The organism is Anaerotruncus sp. DFI.9.16 (assembly GCF_024461615.1).
GTDB classification, from domain to species: domain Bacteria; phylum Bacillota; class Clostridia; order Oscillospirales; family Ruminococcaceae; genus Anaerotruncus; species Anaerotruncus massiliensis.
In genome coordinates this window covers 1-19,879 of sequence record NZ_JANFZX010000053.1, presented here as the reverse complement: position 1 = coordinate 19,879, position 19,879 = coordinate 1, and the positions used below count along the sequence as shown (strand labels likewise).

The 19,879-nt window shown below is 65.8% G+C and carries 22 protein-coding genes; 8 read left to right on the top strand and 14 right to left on the bottom strand.

What is annotated here, in order from left to right:
• Positions 1-150: 150 nt before the first annotated feature.
• The 6 genes from NE609_RS14210 to NE609_RS14185 form a co-directional block, all read right to left on the bottom strand.
• The gene (locus tag NE609_RS14210) at positions 151-492 is read right to left on the bottom strand and encodes an arsenate reductase family protein (RefSeq protein ID WP_256152875.1); all 342 of its coding nucleotides are present in this window, start codon (positions 490-492) and stop codon (positions 151-153) included.
• Positions 489-1,640 (bottom strand): alanyl-tRNA editing protein, encoded by a 1,152-nt coding sequence (locus NE609_RS14205; RefSeq protein ID WP_256152874.1) that lies wholly within the window; start codon positions 1,638-1,640, stop codon positions 489-491. The genes NE609_RS14210 and NE609_RS14205 overlap by 4 nt, the downstream gene beginning before the upstream one ends.
• A complete protein-coding gene (locus NE609_RS14200; RefSeq protein WP_121586682.1) occupies positions 1,637-1,993 on the bottom strand; it encodes an arsenate reductase family protein in 357 nt (118 codons plus the stop codon). The genes NE609_RS14205 and NE609_RS14200 overlap by 4 nt, the downstream gene beginning before the upstream one ends.
• A complete protein-coding gene (locus NE609_RS14195; protein WP_121586683.1) occupies positions 1,990-2,196 on the bottom strand; it encodes a YwbE family protein in 207 nt (68 codons plus the stop codon). The genes NE609_RS14200 and NE609_RS14195 overlap by 4 nt, the downstream gene beginning before the upstream one ends.
• 105 nt (positions 2,197-2,301) lie before the next feature.
• Positions 2,302-3,315: an ABC transporter ATP-binding protein gene (locus tag NE609_RS14190; protein WP_121586684.1), complete on the bottom strand. Its 1,014-nt coding sequence runs from the start codon at positions 3,313-3,315 to the stop codon at positions 2,302-2,304.
• Entirely contained in the window at positions 3,312-4,310 is a 999-nt protein-coding gene (locus NE609_RS14185; protein ID WP_101552964.1) for an ABC transporter ATP-binding protein, read from the bottom strand. The genes NE609_RS14190 and NE609_RS14185 overlap by 4 nt, the downstream gene beginning before the upstream one ends.
• Before the next feature lie 462 nt (positions 4,311-4,772).
• Between NE609_RS14185 and NE609_RS14180 the strand changes: the two genes are divergently transcribed.
• The 7 genes from NE609_RS14180 to NE609_RS14150 all read left to right on the top strand — a co-directional run bounded on the left by NE609_RS14180 (position 4,773) and on the right by NE609_RS14150 (position 13,507).
• A complete protein-coding gene (locus NE609_RS14180) occupies positions 4,773-6,326 on the top strand; it encodes an ABC transporter substrate-binding protein (protein ID WP_101552962.1) in 1,554 nt (517 codons plus the stop codon).
• Between the two features lie 119 nt (positions 6,327-6,445).
• Positions 6,446-7,363 (top strand): ABC transporter permease, encoded by a 918-nt coding sequence (locus NE609_RS14175; protein WP_101552959.1) that lies wholly within the window; start codon positions 6,446-6,448, stop codon positions 7,361-7,363.
• Positions 7,364-7,368: 5 nt separating this feature from the next.
• Positions 7,369-8,268, top strand: coding sequence for an ABC transporter permease (locus NE609_RS14170; RefSeq protein WP_101552957.1), 900 nt, complete (start codon positions 7,369-7,371; stop codon positions 8,266-8,268).
• Between the two features lie 67 nt (positions 8,269-8,335).
• Positions 8,336-9,340 (top strand): proline racemase family protein, encoded by a 1,005-nt coding sequence (locus NE609_RS14165; protein ID WP_256152873.1) that lies wholly within the window; start codon positions 8,336-8,338, stop codon positions 9,338-9,340.
• 36 nt (positions 9,341-9,376) lie between these two features.
• On the top strand, positions 9,377-10,402 hold the full coding sequence (locus NE609_RS14160) for a dipeptidase (RefSeq protein WP_256152872.1): 1,026 nt from the start codon (positions 9,377-9,379) through the stop codon (positions 10,400-10,402).
• 25 nt (positions 10,403-10,427) lie between these two features.
• A complete protein-coding gene (locus NE609_RS14155) occupies positions 10,428-12,533 on the top strand; it encodes a CocE/NonD family hydrolase (protein WP_256152871.1) in 2,106 nt (701 codons plus the stop codon).
• Between the two features lie 152 nt (positions 12,534-12,685).
• Positions 12,686-13,507, top strand: coding sequence for a MerR family transcriptional regulator (locus tag NE609_RS14150; protein ID WP_256152870.1), 822 nt, complete (start codon positions 12,686-12,688; stop codon positions 13,505-13,507).
• Positions 13,508-13,565: 58 nt separating this feature from the next.
• Here NE609_RS14150 and NE609_RS14145 read toward each other — a convergent pair whose 3' ends face one another.
• From NE609_RS14145 to NE609_RS14115, 7 genes are all read right to left on the bottom strand, one after another.
• Complete coding sequence (locus NE609_RS14145) at positions 13,566-14,333, bottom strand: AAA family ATPase (protein WP_121586689.1); 768 nt, start codon at positions 14,331-14,333, stop codon at positions 13,566-13,568.
• Positions 14,334-14,365: 32 nt separating this feature from the next.
• Positions 14,366-15,073 carry an MBL fold metallo-hydrolase gene (locus NE609_RS14140; RefSeq protein ID WP_256152869.1) on the bottom strand — a complete coding sequence of 236 codons (708 nt, stop codon included), beginning with the start codon at positions 15,071-15,073 and terminating at the stop codon, positions 14,366-14,368.
• Positions 15,074-15,076: 3 nt separating this feature from the next.
• Positions 15,077-15,331, bottom strand: a complete 255-nt coding sequence (locus NE609_RS14135) for a helix-hairpin-helix domain-containing protein (RefSeq protein ID WP_256152868.1) — start codon at positions 15,329-15,331, stop codon at positions 15,077-15,079.
• Positions 15,328-15,660, bottom strand: a complete 333-nt coding sequence (locus NE609_RS14130; RefSeq protein WP_101552940.1) for a helix-turn-helix domain-containing protein — start codon at positions 15,658-15,660, stop codon at positions 15,328-15,330. The genes NE609_RS14135 and NE609_RS14130 overlap by 4 nt, the downstream gene beginning before the upstream one ends.
• A 178-nt stretch (positions 15,661-15,838) precedes the next feature.
• Positions 15,839-16,930, bottom strand: a complete 1,092-nt coding sequence (locus NE609_RS14125; protein WP_256152867.1) for an FAD-binding protein — start codon at positions 16,928-16,930, stop codon at positions 15,839-15,841.
• A 4-nt stretch (positions 16,931-16,934) separates the two neighbouring features.
• A complete protein-coding gene (locus NE609_RS14120) occupies positions 16,935-17,348 on the bottom strand; it encodes a DUF3842 family protein (protein ID WP_256152866.1) in 414 nt (137 codons plus the stop codon).
• A gap of 153 nt (positions 17,349-17,501) precedes the next feature.
• A complete protein-coding gene (locus tag NE609_RS14115) occupies positions 17,502-18,014 on the bottom strand; it encodes a small multi-drug export protein (RefSeq protein WP_256152865.1) in 513 nt (170 codons plus the stop codon).
• Positions 18,015-18,201: 187 nt separating this feature from the next.
• Here NE609_RS14115 and NE609_RS14110 point away from each other — a divergent pair, with 187 nt between their 5' ends.
• A complete protein-coding gene (locus NE609_RS14110) occupies positions 18,202-18,825 on the top strand; it encodes a DUF4190 domain-containing protein (RefSeq protein WP_101552932.1) in 624 nt (207 codons plus the stop codon).
• 66 nt (positions 18,826-18,891) lie between these two features.
• Here NE609_RS14110 and NE609_RS14105 read toward each other — a convergent pair whose 3' ends face one another.
• Complete coding sequence (locus tag NE609_RS14105; protein ID WP_256152864.1) at positions 18,892-19,638, bottom strand: hypothetical protein; 747 nt, start codon at positions 19,636-19,638, stop codon at positions 18,892-18,894.
• Between the last annotated feature and the right edge of the window lie 241 nt (positions 19,639-19,879).

Below are 19,879 nucleotides of genomic sequence, written 5' to 3'. Positions count from 1 at the left end.
CCCCCCCCCCCCCCCCCCCCGCCCCCCCCCCCCAAGGCTCCCCCGGCGTTCGCCGCGGGGCCGGGGCGGAAAACCGCGCGGCTGCGCCGCGCACGCGCGCAAAGCGCGCGAACGCGCCCGCGGGCGCGTTGTTTTCCGCCCGGCGCGCCCTCAGGTCCACTCCTTCCACACGTCGGGGCAGTAGCCGACGGTGGCCTGCTTTCCGTTTCGCACGATGGGGGTCTTGAGCACCGAGGGATATTCCATCAGCTTGTCCGCGATGTTCTCCTCCCCGGCGAGGTAGGCGATGAAGGATTTGTCGTAGTCCTTCGACTTCTCGTCAACGAGCGCCCTCACGCCGCCGACGGCGCGCCGGACGCTCTCGAATTCCCCCTTGCTCATGCCGTAGCGGAGGAGGTCAACGCTCTGGAATTTGACGCCGCGCTCCTTAAAGTACCGCTCGGCCTTTTTGGTGTCGAAGCACTTGGCCTTGCCGAAAATCTGAATGTTCATACCCTGCTCCTGAAAAAGTTTTCGATCTCCTCCCGGCTGCCCGAGAGGGTCCCCTGCACGAGCTCGGGGCTTCCGCCGCCGCGCCCCGAGAAGGCGGCGTTCAGCTCCCTACCGAGCGGGCGCACGTCGCTGTGCGCGCTGCCCGCCGCGTATTTCCAGCCCTCCCGTTCGCTCCCCGAGAGGACCGCCGCCACCCCGCACCGCTCACAGAGCGCGAGGCAGAACCGCCGCAGCGCGGGCGGCTCCATCGCGTCCTCGAAGAGGAGGGCGTAGGTCGCGCCCTCCTCGACCACGCTGGCGCGGTAACGGAAGAGCTCCTCCTGAAGACGCGCGGCGCGCAGCTTCAGCGCGTCGTTTTCCGCCTGCATCCGTTCCACCGCCCCGGCGAGCTCCCCGACCTTGGCGGAGAGCATCCCCGAGACCGCGTAGGCCTGCGCGTTCTTCTCGTTGTAATCGGTGAGCGCGCGGTCCCCGCAGAGCAGCCACACCCGCACGCCGCCCTTGTACCGCTGGCTCGTCAGCAGCTTGATGACGCCGATTTCGCCCGTGCGCCGCACATGGGTGCCGCAGCAGGCGCACACGTCGCTGCCCGGCACCGTCACGATGCGCACCCGGCCGGTGAGCTCCTTCTTGCTGCGGTAGTCGAGCGAGGCAAGCTCCTCAGGGGCGGGGTATTCCGCCCCGACGGGCAGGTTTTCCCACACTGCCTCGTTGGCCAGCCGCTCGACCCGCGCAAGGTCGTCCGCCGTCAGCTCGCCGTTTAAATCGATCGTCACGGCGTCGCGCCCCATGTGGAAGCCGACGTTGTCCAGCCCGAAGAGCCGGTGGATGATGCCCGAGACGATGTGCTCGCCGGTGTGCTGCTGCATCCGCGAAAAGCGCGCCTCCCAGTCGATCGCGCCCGCCGCCCGCTCGCCCACCGGAAGGGGCGCGTCGGTCGTGTGGAGGATTTCGCCCTCCTTTTCGTGTACATCGAGCACCCGCGCGCCGCCGAGGGTTCCCGTGTCGGCCGGCTGGCCGCCCCCCTCGGGGTAGAAGGCCGTCCGGTCGAGGGTCACGAGCCAGCCCCCCTCTGCCGGGACGCAGCCGGTCACCTCCGCCTCGAATTCGCGCAGGTAGGCATCCTCCTCATAGAGCTTGTCCGTCATGTTAACAGCCTCTCCCATTCCGCCGGGCAAAAACCCGCCAGCAAAAAATCCGCTCCCACGACGAGCGGGCGTTTGACGAGCATCCCGTCGGTCCCGAGCAGGGCGAGCTGCGCCCCCTCGTCCATCTCCGGCAGGCGGTCCTTGAGCCCCAGCTCGCGGTATTTCATCCCGCTCGTGTTGAAGAGCCTTTTGACCGGCACACCCGCGCGCGCCGCCCACTCCCGCAGCTCCTCCGCCGTGGGGTTCGCTTCGACGATGTGCCGGTCGGCATAGTCCACGCCATGCTCGTCGAGCCACCGCTTTGCCTTTTGGCAGGTGCTGCATTTGGGATACTCCAAAAATAGTACGCTCATTCGCTCTCCTCCTCGATGATCTCCTGCACCCGCCCCACCTGGCCGTCCTCCAGCATCACCTTGATGCCGTGCGGATGGGTGCCGCTTTTGGTGAGCAGCCGCCCGACCCGGCCGCGCGTGCGCCTGCCGGTCGGCTGGTCCTTTTTGAGCACGATATCCACCAGCATCCCCGGCCGGATATCCGCCCGCCTGTGTCCGTCCATCCTTCCACCCCCGTTTCACTGCCCTCTAGTTTACCACGGAAACGCCCCGCGCACAATGATTCCGCGCGCAAAAAGCGCCCCCTTCGCGGAAGGGGGCGCTTTCTTTCAGATCTCCCCGCGCACCGCCCGGTGGCAGGCCACCTGGCACCCGGGCGCCACCTCGGTGAGCGCCGGCTCGGCGGCTCGGCATTCGTCGGCGGCGAAGGGGCAGCGGGTGTGGAACCGGCAGCCCGCCGGCGGGTTTTTGGGGTTGGGCAGGTCGCCCTGCAATAAAATCCGCTCCCGGCTGACGGTCGGGTCGGGGATGGGGATGGCGGAGAGCAGCGCCCGCGTATAGGGGTGGCGGGGGGTGGTGTAAAGCTCCTTCACCGGCGCCAGCTCCACCAGCTTGCCCAAGTACATCACGCCCACCCGGTCGGACACGTAACGGACCACGTTGAGGGCGTGGGAGATGAAGATGTAGGTGAGCCCGAACTCCGACTGGAGACTGCGCAGCAGGTTGAGGATCTGCGACTGGATGGAGACGTCGAGCGCGGACACCGGCTCGTCGCAGAGGATGAGCTTGGGCCGCAGAGCCAGCGCCCGGGCGATGCTCACCCGCTGGCGCTGGCCGCCCGAAAACTCGTGGGGATAGCGGTGGTAATACCCGCGCTGGAGCCCCACCATCTCGAGGAGCTCCTTCACCTGCCGCTCCCGCTGGGCGGCGTCGGCCTCCCCGTGCACCCGCAGCGGCTCGCCGATGATCTGTCCGATCGTCATGCGCGGGTCGAGCGCGGCATAGGGGTCCTGGAAGACGATCTGCAAATTGCGGCGCAGGTGCCGCAGCTGGGCGGCCTTCATGGCCTGCATATCCTGCCCCTCAAAGAGAATCTGCCCTTTGGTGGGCTTTTCCAGCAGCAGGATGCTGCGGATGAGGGTGCTCTTGCCGCAGCCCGATTCCCCCACCAGCCCGAGCGTCTCGTGCTGGTTCACCGTAAAGGAGACGCCGTCCACCGCGTGGACGTAGCCCTTGACGGTGGAGAGCGCGCCGCCGTAGACCGGAAAGTAGGTGCTCAGGTCCCGGACCTCCAGCAGGGGCGCCTGCGCCCCCTGCCCGGCGGCGGAGTTTTGTGCCGTCATAATGCCCCCTCCTCTCTCCTGACGCGTTCCCCGGGGAGGAAGTGGCAGGCCACCAGCCGGCCGTCCGCCTCCCGGAGCTCGGGGGAAATTTCCTTACAGATCTGCTGGCGATAGGGGCAGCGGGGATGGAACCGGCAGCCCTTGGGGAAGTCCGCCGGGTTGGACACCTGCCCCGGGATCGTGTAGAGCTCCTCCTCGTCCTGGTCCACGCGCGGCAGGCAGGCGAGAAGCCCCTCGGTGTAGGGGTGCAGCGGGGCGCGGAAGAGCGCGCCGACCTCCCCCTGCTCCACCACCTTGCCCGAGTACATCACCAGCACCCGCTGGGCCATCTCCGCCACGACCCCCAGGTCGTGGGTGATGAGCAGCACCGTCATGCCGGTCTTCTCCTTGAGCTGGCGGATGAGGTCGAGGATCTGCGCCTGGATGGTCACGTCAAGCGCGGTGGTCGGCTCGTCGGCAATGAGGATTTTGGGCTCGCAGGCCAGCGCCATGGCGATCATCGCGCGCTGGCGCATCCCGCCCGAAAGCTGGTGCGGATAGGACGCGGCGCACCGGGCGGGATCGGGAATCCCCACGAGGGAGAGCTTCTCCTCCACCTGCGCGCGGATCTCCCGGGCGGAGAGGTCCCTCCGGTGGATCTCCAGCACCTCCCCCACCTGGCTTCCGATCGTCTTCACCGGGTTCAGGGAGGTCATCGGCTCCTGAAAGATCATCGACATCTCATGCCCGCGGATGGGGATCATTTCCTTCGTGGAGAGGGGGAGCAGGTCCCGCCCCTCCAGCAGAATTTTCCCGCCCGCGTATTCCCCCGGAGGGGTGGGCACCAGCTTCATGACGGCCTGGACCGTGGCGCTTTTGCCGCAGCCCGACTCCCCCACGATGCAGAGGGTCTCCCCCTCCTCCACCTGAAAGCTCACGTCGTCCACCGCGGGCACGTCCCCTTGCTGGGTGTGGAACAGCACCTTCAAATGCGAGACTTCCAACAGGCTGCTCATGGTCCGGACCTCCTACCTCCCGCGCCGGGCGTGTCCGCGAGGGAACGCGCCGGCCGGTATATATGCACGCCGGGAGCGTACATTTATGCATTTTATATTGTCCATCATTATAGCAAGGCGGCGGGATTTCGTCAACTAAAGCCCTAAAACTTTTGCAAAGCATTTCGGGGATTTCCTTCAATTACAATGCGGAATATGCTTCATATTGGTATTTTTGTAAATTTATGTCATATAATGTTTTTCCAATTGCAGGAACCAATTTTTTCACATGCATTGTTAAAATCCCATAACAGCACCCGAAACGTCCTCCCGCCATGCCTCCCGTTTGCAGAAATCCCGTATATTTATTGACAGTTTTCCGGCGGGAGGGTATAATCACATCAAAGTGGAAAAGTGTAAGGACCCGGCCAACGTGCCTTCGTTTTTCAACTCAAAACAAAATTGTGGAGGAGAGAAAGCCCAATGAAGAGACTTCTCAGTTTAGCTCTGGTCGTCATGCTCGTTCTTTCCCTGTTCACCGCCTGCGGCGGGGACAGCGCCGGAACCAATCCCGGCGGGGAGGCCGCTCCCGCGGCGCCCAGCGGCGAAAAGGATTCGGTCATCGTGGCCATGAACGCCGACCCCACCGGGTTCGACCCGCAGGTCACCCTGGACGCCACGGCCATGATGGTCATGTACAACATCTATGACACGCTCGTCGAGAGCGACGGCGCCTGCTCCAGCGACATCCGGCCCGGACTGGCCGAGAGCTGGGACATCAGCGACGACAACATGGTCTATACCTTCCACCTGAAGAGCGGCGTCAAGTTCCACAACGGCGAGCCCTTCACCGCCGCCGACGCCAAGTTCACCATCGAGCGCGCCATGGTGGAGCCCGCCACCGCCTCCTACTGCGCCTCGATCGACAAGGTCGACGCCCCCGACGACTCCACGCTGGTCGTGACCCTCAAGGTCCCCTTCGCCAATTTCCTCATGAACCTCGGCGGCAGCTTCTTCGGCGTCGTCAATGAGAAGGCCGTCACCGAATCGGGCGAGGACTACGGCCGCAACCCCGTCGGCACCGGCCCCTACAAGTTCGTCAGCTGGTCCTCCGGCGACAACGTGGTGCTCGCCTACAACGAGGATTACCACGGCGAGGCTCCCGCGATCAAGAACGTCACCTACCGGGTGCTCCCCGACACCAGCACCGCCCTTGTCGCGCTCCAGAACGGCGAGATCGACGCGCTGCCCAACAGCGCCCCCATCGACGCCCCGACCATTGAGGCGGACCCCAACCTGAACCTCTATTCGGCCCCCGGCGCCACTATCGCCTACATCGGCTTCAACACCCAGGCGGCCCCCTTTGACAACGAGAAGGTCCGCCAGGCGGTCAAATACGCGATCAACAAGGAGGAGGTCTTCATGGGCGCGCAGGACGGCGACGGCGTCCTCGCGAACAGCCCCCTCAACGAGGTCATGGACGGCTACAATCCCGACGACCCCGTGATGAACCCCTACGACCTCGAGAAGGCCAAGGCCCTGATGACCGAGGCGGGATACGCCGACGGCTTCTCCTGCTCCATCAAGCTGGCAGCCGGCCAGAACCGCGAGAAGGTCGCGCAGGTGGTCCAGGCCCAGCTCAAGGAGATCGGCATCACCGCCAGCATTGAGACGCTCGAGAAGGGCACCTACTTCGAGCAGATGGCGGTGGGCAACTATGAAGTCTACGTGGGCGGCCTCAACTGGCCGGACGCGGACGACATGCTCACCTACCTCTTCGCGTCCGACGGCCCCTTCAACTGGGGAAGCGTCTATTCCAACCCCACCATCGACGAGCTGCTCGTCAAGGCCCGCCAGGAGAACGACGCGGCCAAGCGTTCCGAGATGTACCAGCAGATCGTGAAGATCACCGACGAGGACGCCAACAAGATCCCGCTCTATTTCCCCAACCAGTACTTCGCGGCCAAGAACAGCCTCAAGGGCGTCCGGGTCATCGACAACTGCTACTATCCCGTGGCCAGCTGGAGCTGGGAATAACCCCCTCGCCTGAACCCCTTCCCTGAGAAGGACCCATGAATTTATCGGGGATGCCGGCCGGGGCCCTGCTGTGAAGCGGGCTCCCGGACGGCGTCCCCCCGTTGTATAGGTGTGATGACATGCTGAAATTTGTCCTGAAACGGATACTGATGCTGATCCCCGTCATCCTGGGGATCGTCCTCATTGTCTTTACCATCATGTATCTGACCCCGGGGGACCCCGCCCGCCTCATTCTGGGCGAAAAGGCCCCCCAGGAGCAGGTGGACGTCCTGCGGGACCAGATGGGCCTCAACGACCCCTTTGTGGTGCAGTTCGCGCGGTATGTGGGGAACATGCTCCGCGGGGATTTCGGGCGGAGCTACGCCACCAACATCCCGGTCGCGGAGACCATCGCCGAGCGGTTCCCCAAGACGGCGGAGCTGGCTCTGGCGGGGATGTTCCTGTCGGTGCTGATCGGCATGCCCATCGGCATCCTGTCGGCGGTGAAGCGATACTCCATCCTCGACAACATCAGCATGATCTTCGCCATGCTGGCCACCGCCATCCCCGCCTTCTGGCTGGGCATGATGCTCATCATCGCGTTTTCCCTCAACCTCAAATGGTTCCCGTCCAGCGGCTTTGACACCTTCCGGCAGATGGTGCTCCCCACCATCACGCTCGCCGCCGTCAACGCCGCGGTCATCATCCGCATGACCCGGTCCTCCATGCTCGAGGTGGTCCGCCAGGACTACATCCGCACCGCGTGGGCCAAGGGCGCGGACCAGAAGCGGGTGGTGCTCGGCCACGCGCTGAAAAACTCGATCATCCCGGTCATCACCGTCATCGGCATCAACTTCGGCTCCCTGCTGGGAGGCGCGGTGGTCACCGAAACGGTGTTCGGCATCCCCGGGCTGGGGACCGCCATGGTCAACGCCATCCGGATGAAGGACAACCCCCTGGTGCTGGGCAGCGTGGTGTATATCGCGATCGTGTTCAGCCTGGTGAATCTTGCCGTGGATATCATCTATGCCCTGATCGATCCGCGGCTGAGGGAGTGAGGTGTATGACCGTGAAAACAGAGAAGCCGCTTTCCGCCCGCCCCGAGGGGGAGGAGAAAAAGGAGAGCCCGTTTAAGGAATTCTGCCGCCGGTTTTTCCGCAACAAGCAGGCGGTGATCGGGCTGGTGATCTTCGTGATGCTCGTGTTCGTCGCCGTCTTCGCGGACGTGCTGGTGGACTACGACAACCAGGTCATCAAGCAGGACATCGTCAACAAGCGCCAGCCCCCCAGCTCGGAGCACCTGATGGGCACCGACGACTACGGGCGGGACATCCTGGCGCGGGTGATCTACGGCACCCGCATTTCGCTCACCATCGGGCTGACGACGGTGGCCTGCGCCATGGCGGCCGGCATCGTGATCGGCGCCGTGTCGGGCTATTTCGGCGGGAGGCTGGACAACGTCATCATGCGGGTGATGGACGTCTTCATGAGCATCCCCTCGATGCTGCTGGCGATCGCCGTGGTCGCCAGCCTCGGGCCGGGCATCGTCAACATCATGATCGCGGTGGGGCTCGCCCTCGTGCCCGGCTATTCCCGCGTGGTGCGCTCGGCGGTGCTGTCGGTGCGCAATAAGGAGTTCGTGCAGGCGGCCAAGGCGGTGGGGGACAGCCATTTCAGCATCATCCTCCACCACATCATCCCCAACGCCCTCGCGCCCGTCATCGTGCAGGCGACGCTGGGCGTGGGCGAGGTGATCATCACCGCCGCGGGCCTGAGCTTTTTGGGGCTGGGCATCGCCCCGCCCATGCCCGAGTGGGGGGCCATGCTCTCGGAGGGCCGCGAGTTCATCCGCTACATGCCCCATCTCGTCCTCTTCCCGGGGCTGAGCATCATGATCACCGTGCTCGCCCTGAACCTGCTCGGGGACGGCCTGCGCGACGCGCTCGACCCCCAGATGAAATAACGACCGCCGACCTTCCGGCCGCCGCAGCCGCAGCGGCCGGACCGTTTTGGAAAAGAGGAAGCAGTTTATGATAGCAAGCCGGATGTTTACCGCCGTGGACACCCACACCGAGGGGGAGGCCACCCGCATCGTCACCGGCGGGATGCCCGCCGTCCCCGGCGCGACGATGGCGGAAAAGCGGGCCTATTTGCAGGAGCGCCTGGACCATGTCCGCCGGATGCTCCTTTTCGAGCCGCGCGGCCACAAGGACATGTTTGGCGCCTTTCTGCTGCCGCCCTGCCGCCCGGAGGCGGACGCCGGGGTGGTCTTCATGGATTCGGGCAGCTACCTCAACATGTGCGGCCACGGCAGCATCGGGGTGGTCACCGCCCTGCTTGAGACGGGCATGGTCCCCTGCGCGGGGGAGGAGGCGGACGTCACCCTCGACACCCCGAGCGGCCTCATCCGCGCCCGCGCGAAGGTCCATAACGGCCGGGTGCGGGAGGTGACGGTGCGCAACGTCCCCGCCTTCCTCTACCGGGAGGGGGTCCCCGTGGCCCTTTCGGACGGGCGGACGGTCCACGCCGACATCGCCTTCGGCGGAAACTTTTTCGCGCTGGTGGAGGCGGAGGAGGCCGGGGTGTCGCTCGACGCCGCGGACAAGGACCGGCTCACCGCCCGCGGGGCGGAGATCCGGGACGCGCTCAACGCGGCCGGCGGGATCGCCCATCCGCTCCTGCCCCACATCCGCACGGTCGACCTCGTGGAATTCTGCGGCCCCGCGCGGGACCCGCGCGCAGATGCGCGCAACGTCGTGGTCTTCGGGGACGGGCAGATCGACCGCTCCCCCTGCGGCACCGGGACGAGCGCCAAGCTGGCCCTCCTGCGCGCCAGGGGGGAGCTTCCGCTGGGGAAGCCCTATGTGCACGAGAGCATCCTGGGCACCCTCTTCACCGGCGTGGCCGCCGAGGACACGGCGCAGGGCGGTTATCCCGCGATCGTCCCGGAGATCACCGGGCGGGCCTATGTCACCGGCCTCGCCCAATACCTGCTCGACCCGGAGGACCCGCTCGGCGGCGGGTTCCTGCTTTAACGGTCCGGTGAATTTGAAAAAAAGGGAGAAACAGCTATGGAATCTTTGGAGGCCCTGCATCAGCGCATCCCCATCGTCGACGCCCACCTCGATCTGGCCTACGACCTCTACGCCAAGCGGCGCGACGGGCGCACCCATGTGATCCGCGACGAATACCTGGAGGACTTTCGGAAGGGCGGCGTCCGCGTGGTGGTGTCCTCCCTTTTCGTGGACGGCAGGGACCTGCCCGAGGGGGCCCTGCACCAGGCGCTGGGGCAGGTCGGCGCCCTCTACGCCGAGCTCCGGGAGACCCCCGAGCTGGCCCTCTGCCGCAGCTATCCCGAGATCGAAGCCGCGCTGGGCGCGGGGAAGATCGCCGTGCTCCTCTCCTTCGAGGGGGTGGAGCCGCTCGGGAACGAGGAGGAGCTGCTGCCGGTCTTTTATGAGCTGGGCGTGCGGATGATGGGGCTCTGCTGGAGCCGCCGCAACCTTGCCGCGGACGGCGCCCTCTACAGCGACGAGCCACAGGGGCAGAAGTCGGGGCTCTCCCCCTTCGGCTACCGGCTGGTGGAAAAGGCGCTCTCCCTCGGGATGCTGATCGACGTCTCCCACCTGAACGACGAGGGCTTCGCGGACGTGATGAAGCTCTCCGACCGGCCGGTCATCGCCTCCCACTCCAACACCCGCAGCCTCCTGCCCACCCCCCGCAACCTCTCCGACCGGCAGATCGAGGCGATCGCCGCCACCGGCGGGGTCATCGGCATCAACGGGGTCAGCTCCCTCGTGGGCGCGTCGTGCGAGGAGGCCACCCTCGGGCGGCTGGCCGACCACATGGAGCAGATCGTCCGGGTCGGCGGAGAGGACTGCCTCGGCCTGGGCTTCGACTTTGCGGAGAAGATCCTCGCGCCCGGGGCCTCCTTTGTCGTGGGCGGCAACGAGGTGCGCGCCTTCGACATCCTCGGCACCCACGCCGGGCTTCCCCGGCTGACGGAGGAGCTGCTCCGCCGGGGCTGGAGCGCCGAGCGGATCGAAAAGGTCTACGGCGGCAATTTCCTGCGGGTCTACCGCCAGTGGTTCCAATAACGGACGGCCGGAAAGGGGCACGGATATGACAGAGCGCAGCTATACCTACTATAACCTCGGCGTCGCGATCGCCGGGTTCCTCACGCGCGGCGGGGAGATCCTCTGCCGCACACGGGATTTGGAGACGATGGAGTGGGGCCCCTACGCCCCCTTCGCGCCCCAAAGGGAGAGCTTCCAATACCCCGACCGCATCGCGGCGTGGGAATTCCTCTCCGCCGCCGCCAGGGGGGAGCGGCCGTTCGACCCGGCGGATTACGCCGAGGTCGATTCCTCCTACACGGCGGGCTCCGGCGCCCGGCTGTGGGTCCGGCGGCTGGGGGTCCACCCGGTCGACTACGTCCTCTGCGAAGGGCGGGCGGTGGCCGCAATCGGCGTCCTCCAAAAGCGGATCGACGTGCTCGTGGAGGACGGCTTCGAGGGGGTCACCCCCCTGCGGGACCACCGGGACCCGCTGCTCTCCCAGCCGGTCTGGGGCAAGCGGTGCCTGGGGACCTTCGACGTGCCCATGCGGGACGGTGTCGCCCTCTCCACCGCGGTCTACCTGCCGCAGAACGGCCCCGCCCCCCAGACGCGCTTCCCGGTGGTGCTCATCCGCACCTGCTACGGCAAGCCCCGGGAGATCATCATGCACCCCTTCATCCATTACGGCTACGCCCTTGTCATCCAGGACACCCGCGGCCGGGAGGAGTCGGGCGGGGAGTGGAGCCCGATCGTCAACGAGATGGACGACGGCAAGGACACCCTCGACTGGATCGCCGCGCAGGACTGGTGCGACGGCAGCATCGGCATGATCGGGGCGTCCTATCTGGCCATCGTCCAGTGGAACGCCGCCGCCAGCGGCCACCCGAACCTCAAGGCCATGATCAGCCAGGTCACGGGCGGCACCCCCACCTATGAGTTCCCCCACCGCAACGGCATCCTCTGCTCGGGGACGCTGGCGTGGCTCTTCTCGATGTCCGGCCGGCGGATGGAGCAGGCCCAGATGGACCGGGACGACTGGGCGGACGTGGTGAAGCTCCTGCCCATCCGGGAGATCCCCCAAAAGGCGCTGGGGAAGGAGATCCCCTGCTGGCGGGAGTGGATGGACCACGAGAGCATGGACGACTATTGGGAGCGCTCCAACTGGGAGCGTTTCGCGGACAAGATCAACGTTCCCACCCTCTATGTCTCCGGCTGGTTCGACGACGTGGGCACCGGCACCAGCCAGGCGTGGAGCATGAACCGGCGCATGGGCCGGCCCGACCAGCGGATGATTCTCGGGGCGTGGCGGCACCAGTTCAACGTCTCGCGGGACATCCACGGGATCGACTACGGCGTGCGCGCGGTGCGCTACGACCTCTTCTACCAGTATATCCGCTGGTTCGACCGCTTCCTCAAGGGGGTGGAGAACGGCGCGCGGCAGGACCCGAGGGTGGAATACTACGTCATCGGCAGCAACCGCTGGGCGCAGTCGTGCGACTGGCCGCCGAAGGAGTCCGCCCTCGTCCCCTACTACCTCTCGGGGGGCGGCTCCGCCAACACCCGCCTGGGGGACGGCGTCCTGCGGGACGCGCCGCCCGCGGCGGAGGAGCCCGCCGATCACTACCTCTTCGACCCGAACGACCCGGCCCCCCACCTCATCGACATGAGCGAGAACGAGTGCATGGTGCCGGAAAACTACCGGGAGATGGAGCTGCGCCCCGACGTGCTCGTCTACACCTCCGCGCCGCTCGAAAAGGATTTGACGGTGGCGGGAGAACTCTCCTTCGTCCTCTACGCCGCGACCGACCGGCCGGACACCGACTGGGTGGCCCGCCTCACCGAGGTGGACGGGGAGGGCAACTCCCTGCGGCTGAGCGACGGGGTGCTCCGGGCGCGCTACCGGGAGTCCCTCAAGGAGCCGAAGCTGCTCACTCCCGGCGAGGTGGTGCGCTATGAGATCCCCATGAGCTGGGTGGCCAATACCTTCCGGGCGGGGCACCGCATCCGGGTGGAGGTCACCAGCGGGGCGGAAAATTCCATCTTCCCCAACCACAACACCGGCAAACCGATCGCCGACGACACCGAGATGCTCGTCGCGAGCCAGACCGTCTTCCACGACGCGGCCCGATGCAGCCACATCCTCCTGCCGGTGATCCCCGGCGAAAACTGACCCCACAGCGCAAACGTAGCGCCCTCCGGCAATTGGAAGGCGCTCCGTTTTCTTTTTTTCAAAAAAGGGGTTGACTCTGCCCCAGGGGGAAGGCTTATGATGGACCTGTCGACAAGCTGCGCGCACTTTGAGGCGAAGAAGGAGAAAAAACTATGTACAGCATCGGAATGTTTTCCCAGATCTGCCGCGTCACCCCCAAGACGCTGCGCCACTATGATGAAATCGGCCTGCTCCGGCCGGCCCGCATCGACCGGTTCACCGGCTACCGCTACTATACGACCGGCCAGCTCCCGCGGATGAACCAGATCCAATCGCTGCGGCAGATGGGGTTCTCCCTCACCGAGATCATCGCCCTGCTTGACGGCGGTGCGGGGCCGGAGACGATCCGCGCCCTGCTGGAGCTGAAGCGCGGGGAGCTCGCGGCGCGCATCCGGGAGGACGGCCAGCGGCTGCGTCTGGTGGAAAACATCCTGCGGAAAGGAACCCTGATGATGGAAAACTACAACGTTACGATCAAGGAGCTTCCCGAGGTCATCGTCGCCTACCTGCGCACGGTCATCCAAAGCTACGACGACCTCTTCCACCTCATGCCCGAGGTGCTCGGGCCCGAGATGGAGCGCCTCGGCTGCAAATGCGCCGAGCCGGAATACTGCTTCAACGTCTACCACTACGAGGAATACCGCGACCACGACATCGACGTCTCCCTCTGCCAGGCGGTCACCGAGCGGAAGGAGGACAGCGACGTCGCCAAATTTCAGACGGTCGCGCGGGTGCCGCAAGCGGCCTGCCTCCTCCACAAGGGGCCCTACAGGACCCTGCGGAACGCCTACACCTTCGCCGCCCAATGGATCGAGCAGAACGGCTACCGGCTCGCCGGCCCGCCGCGCGAGAGCTACATCGACGGCATCTGGAACAAGGAGAGCGAGGAGGACTGGCTCACCGAACTGCAGTTCCCCGTGGAAAAGGCCGAATGATCCGTTCGGCCCGGGCCGCGCGGGACGGCCAAAAAGAAACAGGAGCCCGGCGGGACGGTCAGCCGTCCCCGCCGGGCTCCTCTGCGAGCAGGTACCGCAGCATCCGCTCGGGATTTTCCAGAAAGGCGCGGGTGAGGCGGTAGTTTTCCGTCTCACGGTAGGGGGTGCGCGCGAAGCCCTCCCCCGTCAGCTGGTAGATGTCCGCGCCGGGACAGGCGGTGAGGATGGGGGAATGGGTCGCGATCACGAACTGCGCCCCCTCCCGCGCGAGGGCGTAGATCCGCGCGAGCAGGGTCATCTGCCCGGTGGGGGAGAGGGCCGCCTCCGGCTCGTCGAGCAGATAGAGCCCCTGCGGGGAAAAGCGGTTGAGCGCCAGCGCGAGGAAGCTCTCCCCGTGGGACTGCTCGTGCAGCGATCTGCCGCCGTAGTAGTCGATGAGGCTGCGGCGGCCCGCCTTGATTTTATTGAGCTCGTCGAGGTTGGTGGCGACGTTATAAAAGCTCTCCGCCCGCAGGAAAAAGCCGTCGCGCGGGCGGCGCGGCCCCTTTGCGACGGAGAGGTATTTCCACAGCGGCGAGTGGGAATCGCTCGTCGAAAAGCTGAAGTTGCGGGTGCCGCCCTCGGGGTTGAAGCCGCTGCCGACCGCGACCGCCTCGATGAGCGTCGACTTGCCGGCGCCGTTCTCTCCCACGAGGAAGGTCACCTGCTTTTGGAATTCCAGCCGCCCGAGGCGCCGCACCATCGGGAGGGAAAAGACGTAGCTCTCCTCCCCCTCCGGGATCGCGCGCAGCTCCACCGAACGGAGATAGAGCGCGTCCTCCCACATGCCTCCGCCTCCATCCTCCGGCGCCGGCCTTTTCACAGCGACACCCGCTCCCCGCGCCGGGAGTAGCCCGCGATCCGGGCGCGGTAGGGCGCGACCGTCTCCTCCGCGCGCAGGCGGCCGATGAGGCCGTACTGTTCCCACAGGTGCATCGGCACCGCCATATCGGCGCCCGCCGCGCGCATGAAATAGTCGATCCCCCAGAGGTACTTGTCCTCCAGGCGCGGGTCGACGGGCAGGAAGGCGAGGTCGATCTTCTCCCCGCGCAGGGTGTCGATCTCACGCCGGTAGTCGCGCGCCATCCGCGTGTTGTAGGAATCCGTCTCGCCGTTCCAGTGCCACCAGTTGAGGTCGCCCGCGTGAAAAATCGTCTTTCCGTCCGTCCTGACGAGGAAGGCGGCCCCCGCGTCGGTCGAGCGCAGCGCGCGCACCGAGAGGTCCCCGAGGTCGAGCGTCTCCCCGGGGCCGATCCGGAACGCCTCCTCCCGCGTCCGGATATCGTCCGACAGGACGTACCGCACGCGGGGGAGCGCCCCGCGCCAGCCGAAGATGACGGGGCTGTAGTGGTCGCCGTGGCTGTGGGAGGCGAACACGACGACGTCCCGGCCGGAAATCTCCGCCGGGTCGATCACGCCGTCCGCGAGCTTCCCGCCGCGCGGCGTGTCCTTGTAATAGTCGAAGATCAGCAGGTGCGCGCCCGTGTCGACGGCGAACCCGCTGTGAAAGAGGTATCGGACTTCCATCGGCTACACCTGATCCTTCCAGTACCACCAGTTGCATTTCTCCCGTTCGGGGCAATCGGTTTCCGCGAAGTAGACGGCGCAGCGGTAGACGTAGAGCACGCAGCGGTCGAGCACGCCCCCGTGCAGCACGCAGTCCCGCTCGTAGAGCTCCTCCGGGTCCTGCCCGCGCAGCGACGCGACCGAGGAGACGCCCAGCCGCAGCAGGTGTTCCTCCATGTTGGGCCCGACGCCGGGGATTGTCCGCAGGTCGCTTTTCATGCGACGCCCTCCCCTTGGTCCCGCTGGTACTGCCGGCCCCACACGGACATCGCGTCGAGCACCGGGCGCAGGCTTTCGCCCGTTTCGGTCAGCGAGTATTCCACCCGGGGCGGCACCTCGGCGTACACCTCTCGGTGCACCAGCCCGTCCGCCTCCATCGCGCGCAGCTGCTGGGTCAGCATCTTCTGGCTGATCGCCGGGATGCTCCGGCGCAGCGCCCCAAACCGCTTGGTCCCGGTCATCAGGTCGCGCAGGATCATCACCTTCCACTTGTCCCCGATGAGCAGGAGCGTCGTCTCCACAGGGCAGCAGGGCAGCGGCTTTGTCATAGGAATTCCCCCAATGCTTTCGTTTTGATACCAGAATTCCAAACAGCGTGCAGCATTCGGAATCTTCTGTTATTCCTATAGTAACCCATAGGCGCGGAAAAGTCCAGTCCCGAGGGCCGGGGGCTTTGAAAAGCCCCCGGCCCCCGAAGCGTTTGACGCGGGCAGGGCGCCGCGCGCGTCAACGCCCGCCGGCCGTGGGGCGGGCCTGCTCGGGCCGCTCCACGCCGATCGCCTCAATGCCGCTTTTCATCACGAGCCGCCGCAGGCCGGGGTCGTAGAGGAAGGGGCATTTGAGCAGCTTCAGCCACAGCTTGCGGCGCAGCGCGCGGCAGCCGCGCGCGTAGGCGCGGACGGGGTCGCCGTCCCCGTTCAGGGCGCGGGCGAGCCGGGAGCCGCTGAGGATCGCGCTGCTGATCCCCTCCAGGGAGCTCGGGCTGACAAAGCCCGCCGCCTCCCCCGCGAGGAACACGCCGTCCCTTCCCGTGCAGAACTGCCGCCGCCCGGCGGGCCGCAGCAGCAGGCAGGCCTCGGTCTTGACCGGCTCGCCGAACTGGAAGCCGAGCGCCGCGAGCTTTTCCTTCTGCCGCTCGAACCGCGCGCGGCATCCCCGGGCGGGATAGGCGCCCCCGAAGATGAACGACCCGTCCTTGCAGATCGACCAGGAGTAGCAGTCGGTGTTCTCCGGGTCGAAGACGCAGGAGTAGAAGGGGTTGGGGTTTTCGTCGGGGAACCACTGCTGGATCGCGACATACCTGCGGATGGCGACCTCCGGAAAGAAGGCCCGCCGAACGAGGGAACCCGCCCCGTCCGCGCCCACGAGGTAACGCGCGGTGACTTCGCGGAGCGCGCCCTCCTTTTCGTAGAGGACGCAAAAGCCCCCGGAAGTCCGCTCGACGCGCCTGCACACGCAGCCCTCCTCCACGCGCACGCCGGCGGGAATGAGCGACCGGAGCCAGCGGTCGAACCGGTGCCGGTCGAGGTTAAGGTACATCCGCTGGTAGTGGCGGGTGAGTCCCGATTTCAGGTCGATGGTGCGCACCGCGAAAATCTGCGGGTCGACGAGCACCTCCTTGGGAAGGGTCAGGTCGAACCGCGCGAGCGCCTTCTGCGCGTCGGGCGCGAGCAGGCCGCCGCACGGCTTTTGGAAGCCGCCCGCCGCCTGTTTTTGATCGATCGCGATCACCCGCAGGCGGCTGTCGAGCAGCCGCGCCGCGGTCGCGCCCGCCGGGCCCAGCCCGATGATCGCGACGTCGTATGGTCCCTCCGGCATACCGTCAATCCCTCCCGCAGAAATCCCGCACGCAGGCGACCGCCTCGTCGATATAGCGGGAGAGGGGCAGGTCCTCGATGCCCACGATCGTCATATGCTGCTTGGCGGCGGGGATGAGCACCTTTTTGGCGCGGCTGGCCGCCACGGCGCAGGCCATGCGCGGGGTGATCTCCCCGAGCATCGCGTCGGCCAGAATGATGCCGAGCGGCCCGACGATCACATCGGTGCGCGCGCAGTTGAAGACGACGGCGTTTTCCCCCGTCGCTCCCACGTTGGCGCCCGCCCGCATCATGTTCGCGGTCGCGGCCGAGTTGGTCCCCACCGCCACGAGCTCCGCCTCCGGGAGCTCCGCGCGCAGCTTTTCCATCAGGCTGCGCCCGATGCCGCCGCCCTGTCCGTCAATCACAATAATCCGCATCCCGTATCCTCCGTTCAACGCTTCTCCGCCGGGCCAGCCCCCGCGGGCGCGGGCCCTCGCAGGTATAAGAGCTCTGCGGATATTATACAACATTCGCAGGGAAAGAAAAAGGGCCGCTTCCCCAAATGGGAAAGCGGCCCTCCGCCTCAAGATTCATGCGGCCCGGGTGACGCACCGGAAGAGCGTTTTCACGCCGACGATTACCCCGTAGGTGCACGCGGTGGTAAAGAGCCCCGAGATCACCGTGCCGACGAGGATGGCGGCCATCGAGCTGCGCCGGTCGAACCCGAGCGCGCCCGCGACGAAGGAGGCGATCCACACGCCGATCCCTGTGAAGGGGATGCCGACGAAGACGGCAAGGATGAACACGGAGCCGTTGCGGAAGAGCCTGGGGTGCTTTTGGGCGAACCGTTCGACCCGCCCGAGTCCGCGCTCGACAAAGCCGACCCTGCGGGCGCGGTCGGCCAGCGACCCGCTGCCCTTCATCACATAGGGCACGGGCAGGAAGCTGCCCGCCGTCGTGCAGAGGAACGCCTGCTGCCACTTGAGGCGCAGCGCGGCGGCGACCGGGATGGCCAGGCGGTTCTCGGCGATGGGGACCATCGAAAGGAGCAGGACAAAGAGGTCTTTGAGCCAGATTCTCAGCGGCGTCAGCGCAGCGGCCATGATTGTTTCCCTCCCCGTTTTTGGATGGGCGGTGTCCCCTTTGGGCCCGCCGGAAGGTTTTCAGATTGTACCACCGTCATTATAGCATATTCCCGCGGGCAAACCAACCAGAAGGGAAAGATTCCATTTCGCGGGGAATTATGCTATGATTGATAGCGAGGTTCCATCAAAAAGAGGAGGCGTACATATGTCCAGATTCATTGCGGATTACCAGAGCGGCAAGCCCGACGACTTCATCAAGTTTGTCTCGGAGGACTTCTTCGCGAAGGAAGGCTTCCGGCAGGTCAACTACAAAGGCGAGACGGTCTGGAAAAAGGGCGTCGGGTTCCTGACCGCGCCGTCCTTCATCAGTTTTCGCTACTCACAGGGAAATATTCACCTCGAGGCGTGGATCAAATCGTTCGGCGAGCACGGCCTCGACGGGTTTTACGGCGCGGTTCCCAAAAAGGCGCTCAAAAACCGCGTTGACGCGCTCATGAGCCTGCTCTCGCAGGACGTTCCCGTCCCGGAGGGCGGCGCCGCGCCGCAGCCGGACGCCGCCGCGGCTCCCGCGGCCCCTGTCCCCGTCGAGGTCCACAACCCCACCGGCAAGGCGACCGTTGCCCTCGTGACAGGCATCCTCGGAGTGCTGCTCGCCTTCTTCATCCCGCTGATCGGCGTCATCCTCTCGGCCGTCGCCGTCTCGAGCGGCGCGGTCGGGCGCAAGAGCACGAACAGCGGCCGCGCGACGGCGGGCTATGTCCTCGGCATCATCGGCGTGGTGGTCTCCATCCTGATGTGGCTGCTGAACATCGTCCTCACCGTTCTCTGATCTGATCCCCAAAGGGCGTCCCCGCCGCACGGCGGGGACGCCCTTTTCTATTTGGACGCACCCGTGTCAGACTGCGCGGACCTCGTCCGCCGCCTGCGCCTCTTCCCCATCCGTCCGCGTCCCGCCGGGAGCCCCAAACTGCCAGCCCGCGTATTCCACCTCGCTGATCGCGTCCAACAGGTTCTGGTCCTTGAAATACCCGTCGGAATAGTAATCGATCTTGCTGAACAGCTTCGCCAGCCCGAAGACCAGCAGCCCCAACAGCAGCACCGACACCGTTGCCACAGGCACTACGCCGCTGTCCTGATAGATCAGGCCGGTGATCAGGGCGACCACGGGCACGCTGATCAGCATGTCGATGATGACCCGGTGAAACCTTGCGTATTTTTCTTCCCGCGCCTTCAAAAGCGTCTCGCATTCGGCCTTCAGCTTTCGCAGCTTCTCCGAACCGTCGATTCCGTGCTTGATCAGGACGGCCCGGATGCCCGCAAGGTATTCGATGTAGTCGCGTTGCTGCTCCGCCAGCTCCTTTTCCCGCGCGGGGAGGTGGTAAAGGAGCTTTTCCCGCGAAAACGACGCGGCCAGCGACAGAAAAAGTACGATGACGGATAGTACCGGCACCAGCGGGCTTTGGGGCATGGTAAGCAAAAGCCAGAGCAAGTAGACCGTCAAGCAGATACCCCCGATACCCATGACCCACAGGGGCCACCTGATCAGGCGGGACATTTCCGACGGGCTCCGGAAGGACTTCAACCTTTTCGCGGGGTTGGCTTCGAACAGCTCCCGCCAGATATAGCGGTATTTGTAGGTCATAAGCGCGCCTCCTCAATCATTCTGAAAACAGTCTACCATAAATTGACCGTCACAAACAGCCCGTCCAAAGCGGCTTTAATAATAAACCCGGTACGCCCGGGTTTCGCCCCGCTTCCCGGGCTTTTTGCATCCGGTTTGCAATCGGATAAATTGGACAAAAAAACTGTTAACTACACGCCGCCGGGGGAATGCCGGCGGAAAGGGGGGGGGGGGGGGGGGGGGGGGGGGGGGGGGGGGGGCG